This window comes from Vibrio sp. V03_P4A6T147, from assembly GCF_002241085.1.
In the GTDB taxonomy this organism is placed as follows: Bacteria; Pseudomonadota; Gammaproteobacteria; order Enterobacterales; family Vibrionaceae; genus Vibrio; species Vibrio anguillarum.
This window is the reverse complement of record NZ_NDIO01000120.1, coordinates 1-4,665: the sequence shown is the minus strand read 5'-3', so window position 1 is coordinate 4,665 and position 4,665 is coordinate 1. Positions and strand designations below refer to the sequence as shown.

General features: G+C 48.0%; 6 protein-coding genes. All 6 read left to right on the top strand.

Going from position 1 to position 4,665, the window contains the following annotated elements; all coding sequences use genetic code 11:
- Positions 1–54 precede the first annotated feature (54 nt).
- Positions 55–549 carry a ferredoxin-type protein NapF gene (gene napF / locus B9J84_RS04725; protein WP_017045373.1) on the top strand — a complete coding sequence of 165 codons (495 nt, stop codon included), beginning with the start codon at positions 55–57 and terminating at the stop codon, positions 547–549.
- A 2-nt stretch (positions 550–551) separates the two neighbouring features.
- The gene (locus B9J84_RS04720; protein ID WP_013868531.1) at positions 552–857 is read left to right on the top strand and encodes a chaperone NapD; all 306 of its coding nucleotides are present in this window, start codon (positions 552–554) and stop codon (positions 855–857) included.
- Entirely contained in the window at positions 854–3,343 is a 2,490-nt protein-coding gene (gene napA, locus B9J84_RS04715) for a periplasmic nitrate reductase subunit alpha (protein WP_094123646.1), read from the top strand. Before B9J84_RS04720 ends, napA begins: the two co-directional genes overlap by 4 nt.
- Before the next feature lie 73 nt (positions 3,344–3,416).
- Positions 3,417–3,872, top strand: a complete 456-nt coding sequence (locus tag B9J84_RS04710; RefSeq protein WP_013868529.1) for a nitrate reductase cytochrome c-type subunit — start codon at positions 3,417–3,419, stop codon at positions 3,870–3,872.
- 32 nt (positions 3,873–3,904) lie between these two features.
- Positions 3,905–4,483 carry a NapC/NirT family cytochrome c gene (locus B9J84_RS04705; RefSeq protein ID WP_013868528.1) on the top strand — a complete coding sequence of 193 codons (579 nt, stop codon included), beginning with the start codon at positions 3,905–3,907 and terminating at the stop codon, positions 4,481–4,483.
- A gap of 12 nt (positions 4,484–4,495) precedes the next feature.
- Complete coding sequence (locus B9J84_RS04700; RefSeq protein ID WP_013868527.1) at positions 4,496–4,630, top strand: TIGR02808 family protein; 135 nt, start codon at positions 4,496–4,498, stop codon at positions 4,628–4,630.
- Positions 4,631–4,665: the final 35 nt, after the last annotated feature.

Below are 4,665 nucleotides of genomic sequence, written 5' to 3'. Positions count from 1 at the left end.
CTACAATTTGTGTATGGATAAATGAAGATTTGTTAACAAATACAGGAATGCACTTTGGTTGATCTCTCGAAAAGGCGTTTTTTTTCTCGTAATCAGGTCGATGACACCATTGTCCGCTTGCCTTGGATTGCTCACCCCCTCTCCTTTTCAGATGAGTGCACTCGCTGCGGCCGCTGCCTAGACGCGTGCGAAACAAAGATCATCACCTTAGGTGATGGCGGCTTCCCAACCATAGATTTTCATATTGATGAGTGCACCTTTTGTTATCAGTGCGCGCAGAGCTGCCCAGAGCCAATTTTCGCACCGCGCTCAACACAACCGTGGCTGGCTAAAGCAAAGCTCGAAGAAAGCTGCTTGGCTAAACGCAATGTGGAGTGTCGTAGCTGCGCTGAGTCATGTGAAGTCAGCGCTATAACATTCAATTTAGTGATCGGAAAAGTGGCGCAACCGAATGTCGATATTGATGCCTGTAACGGATGTGGCGCGTGCGTTTCCATCTGTCCAACCTCAGCCATCCGTGTGAGCAATATTAATAATAATGAGAGATAAACATGTCACTCAATGAAGTACATATTTCAAGTTTGATCGTTCACGTCGTACCTGAACATTTAGCAGCGCTCAAAGCGACAATCGAATCGTTTGAGAACGCCGAAGTGTATGGCCAAAGCAACGAAGGGAAAATGATCGTCGTTTTGGAAACGGAAAATCAAGGCTTCGTTACTGACACCATCGATGCGATTAACAACTTACCACATGTTCTCAGCACCGCTTTGGTTTATCACCAAATAGAAAGTGGGCTGGATGACACGGATACCAACACTGGAACACAACATTCCCACATTGAGGATGACGTATGAAAATGACAAGACGCGCGTTTGTGAAAGCAAACGCAGCCGCATCCGCAGCCGCTATCGCTGGTATTACTCTACCCGCCAGCGCTACAAACTTGATTGCCAGCTCAGACCAAACAAAAATCACTTGGGATAAAGCGCCTTGTCGTTTCTGCGGTACGGGCTGTTCAGTATTAATCGGTACCCAAAACGGCAAAGTGGTTGCCACACAAGGTGACCCTGAAGCGCCCGTTAACAAAGGGTTGAACTGTATTAAAGGCTACTTCCTTTCAAAAATCATGTATGGCAAAGATCGCTTAACACAGCCACTGCTGCGCATGAAAGATGGCCAATATCATAAAGATGGAGAATTCACGCCAGTGTCGTGGGATCAGGCTTTCGATGTGATGGCTGAAAAGTGGAAACAAGCTCTAAAAGCGAAAGGGCCAACCAGTGTTGGCATGTTCGGTTCAGGCCAATGGACCGTGATGGAAGGTTACGCCGCCGTTAAACTAATGAAAGCGGGTTTTCGCTCTAATAATATTGATCCGAACGCTCGCCACTGCATGGCTTCAGCCGTTGTTGGATTTATGCGCACCTTTGGTATTGATGAACCGATGGGCTGCTATGATGATTTTGAACACGCTGATGCCTTTGTGCTTTGGGGTTCAAACATGGCCGAAATGCACCCGGTTCTTTGGACTCGTATTACCGATCGCCGTTTAAGTCACCCACACGTTAAAGTAAATGTCCTTTCGACTTATTATCATCGTTCGTTTGAGCTGGCCGACCACGGTTACATTTTCCACCCACAAAGTGACCTTGCCATCGCCAACTTCATCGCCAACTACATTATTCAAAACGATGCGGTGAACTGGGATTTCGTCAACAAACACACTCATTTCAAACAAGCGACAACAGATATTGGTTACGGTCTGCGTGACGAGCACCCACTGCAAGTTAAAGCGAAAAATGCCAACTCCGGTGATGTTACTGCGATTGACTTTGAAGCTTATAAAGCCTCTGTTGCACCTTATACGGTTGAAAAAGCCGCGCAAATGTCAGGCGTTGCCGAAGATAAACTGATCGCGCTTGCAAAACAGTACGCTGACCCTAACACCAAAGTGATGTCACTGTGGACTATGGGCATGAACCAACACACTCGCGGTGTTTGGATGCAAAGCTTGGTCTACAACCTGCACTTACTGACGGGCAAAATTGCCACACCTGGCAACAGTCCATTTTCATTAACAGGCCAACCATCCGCTTGCGGCACAGCACGTGAAGTCGGAACCTTTTCTCATCGCTTGCCTGCGGACATGGTGGTGGCAAACCCCAAACATCGCGCGATTGCTGAAAAGACATGGAAGCTTCCGCAAGGCACCATTCCTGAAAAACCGGGCTTTCACGCGGTACTTCAAGACCGAATGCTCAAAGACGGCAAACTCAACGCTTACTGGGTGCAGTGTAATAACAACATGCAAGCTGGCCCGAATATTAACGAAGAACGTTTACCGGGTTATCGCAACCCAGAAAACTTTATCGTCGTGTCTGACCCGTATCCAACAGCCACAGCGCAAGCGGCCGACTTAGTGCTCCCTACCGCAATGTGGGTGGAAAAAGAAGGCGCTTACGGCAATGCTGAACGCCGCACTCAAGCTTGGTATCAACAAGTTGGTACTGTGGGCGAAGCAAAATCAGACTCATGGCAAGTGATGGAGTTCTCTAAACGCTTCAAAATGGAAGAAGTGTGGCCAGAAGAATTGCTCGCCAAAGCGCCACAATATCGCGGTAAAACCCTGTTTGATGTGCTGTTCAGAAACGGACAGGTTGACCAATTCCCGCTTGAAGAAGCGCGTGAACTGAACGACGACGCACATCACTTCGGTTTCTATGTACAAAAAGGGTTATTTGAAGAGTACGCCAGCTTCGGACGCGGTCACGGCCACGACTTAGCTCCTTATGATACCTACCATAATGTTCGCGGCTTACGTTGGCCGGTTGTGGATGGCAAAGAAACGTTATGGCGCTTTAAAGAAGGCTCTGACCCTTATGCGAAAAAAGGATCTGATTGGGATTTCTACGGCAAACCGGATGGAAAAGCGTGGATCATCTCCGCTCCTTATGAAGCGCCGCCGGAATCACCTGATGCCGAATTTGATATGTGGCTGTGTACGGGCCGCGTGTTAGAACACTGGCACACCGGCACTATGACGCGGCGCGTGCCTGAACTTTATAAAGCCGTACCCGATGCGCTCTGTTACATCCACCCAGACGACGCCAAAGCGCGTGGGTTACGACGTGGTGATGAAGTATTGATTTCCAACAAACGCGGCGAAGTTCGTGTTCGTGTGGAAACGCGCGGCCGAAATCGTCCACCGCATGGTTTGGTCTTCATCCCATTCTTTGATGCTCGCATTTTGATTAACAAGCTGATTTTAGATGCCACGGACCCACTGTCGAAGCAGACAGACTTCAAAAAATGTCCGGTAAAAATCACTAAAGTAGCGTAAGCCAGTTAATGAATGCATCGGCTGCCCTGTGGGGAGCCGATCTCAGAATGAGCCATTAGGCGGAGAATTTAAGATGAAAAAACTACTGATCGCCCTTTTATCTTTTGGGGCTTTATTTGGCCAAACGGTACAGGCGGAACTGAATAACCCCGGCGGCAACGGCGGGCTGGAATCGCTGCGTGGCGCAACGCAACTTGAAGAGACTCGTCCTGCAGACGACTTTAAGAAGTACCCAAGAGATCAAGCGCTTGAAAGCGAATACGTCTATCAGCCACCTTTGATCCCGCATAACATTCGTGGCTACGAAGTGTCGCTAAACGCCAATAAGTGCCTTGCTTGTCACAGTTGGAAAAATGCCAAAGAGATGGGCGCAACCAAAATCAGTGTGACCCACTATGTTAACCGTGAAGATGCGGTGCTAGCTGACGTCTCACCGCGCCGTTATTTCTGTTTACAGTGCCATGTACCGCAAGCCATTGCGAAGCCTTTGGTGGAAAATGAGTTCAAATCCGTTGATTCACTTCGCTAATCGTAGCCAGATAATAACTTAAGAGGCTATTTATGAAATTATTAAAAGCGTTTTGGAAAAGGCTCACAAGCCCAAGTAAAGCGGCCGTTGGCATCGTATTGTTCATGGGGTTTGCAGGTGGTCTGCTATTTTGGGGCGCATTTAACACCGGTATGGAAGCAACAAACTCAGAAGAATTCTGCTCAGGCTGTCATGCACCGATTGTGGCTGAGATCCAAGAGACGATTCACTATTCTAACCGTTCCGGCGTACGTGCTATCTGCTCTGACTGCCATGTTCCCCATGAGTGGACAGACAAGATTATCCGCAAAGTGCAAGCCTCCAAAGAGTTGTTTGCTCATGTGGTATTAGGCACCATTAGCACACCCGAAAAGTTTCAAGCACGTCGAGCACATCTCGCGGAGCGTGAGTGGTCACGATTGAAAAATAATGACTCATTAGAGTGCCGCAACTGCCATGAGTTCGAATACATGGATTTTTCAGAGCAAGGTCCACGCAGTGCCAAACAGCATTCAACCGCCCTTGCTAGTGGTGAAAAAACCTGTGTCGATTGCCATAAAGGTATTGCACATAAACTGCCAGACATGCAAGGCGTTGAAGGCTGGCAATAGGAGAATTAACCCATGAGTACATTAGAATCGGTGATTTGGCATATTCTTGGTTACAGCGCGATGCCTGTTATTATCTTCGGCGGCTTTGCGGTGGTTGCCGCCGTTTCACTTTGGTTGCTGTCACTGAGTAAAGATAAAGAACTATAAATTACACTTCCTACCGTAATTTATAGTCAACTCCC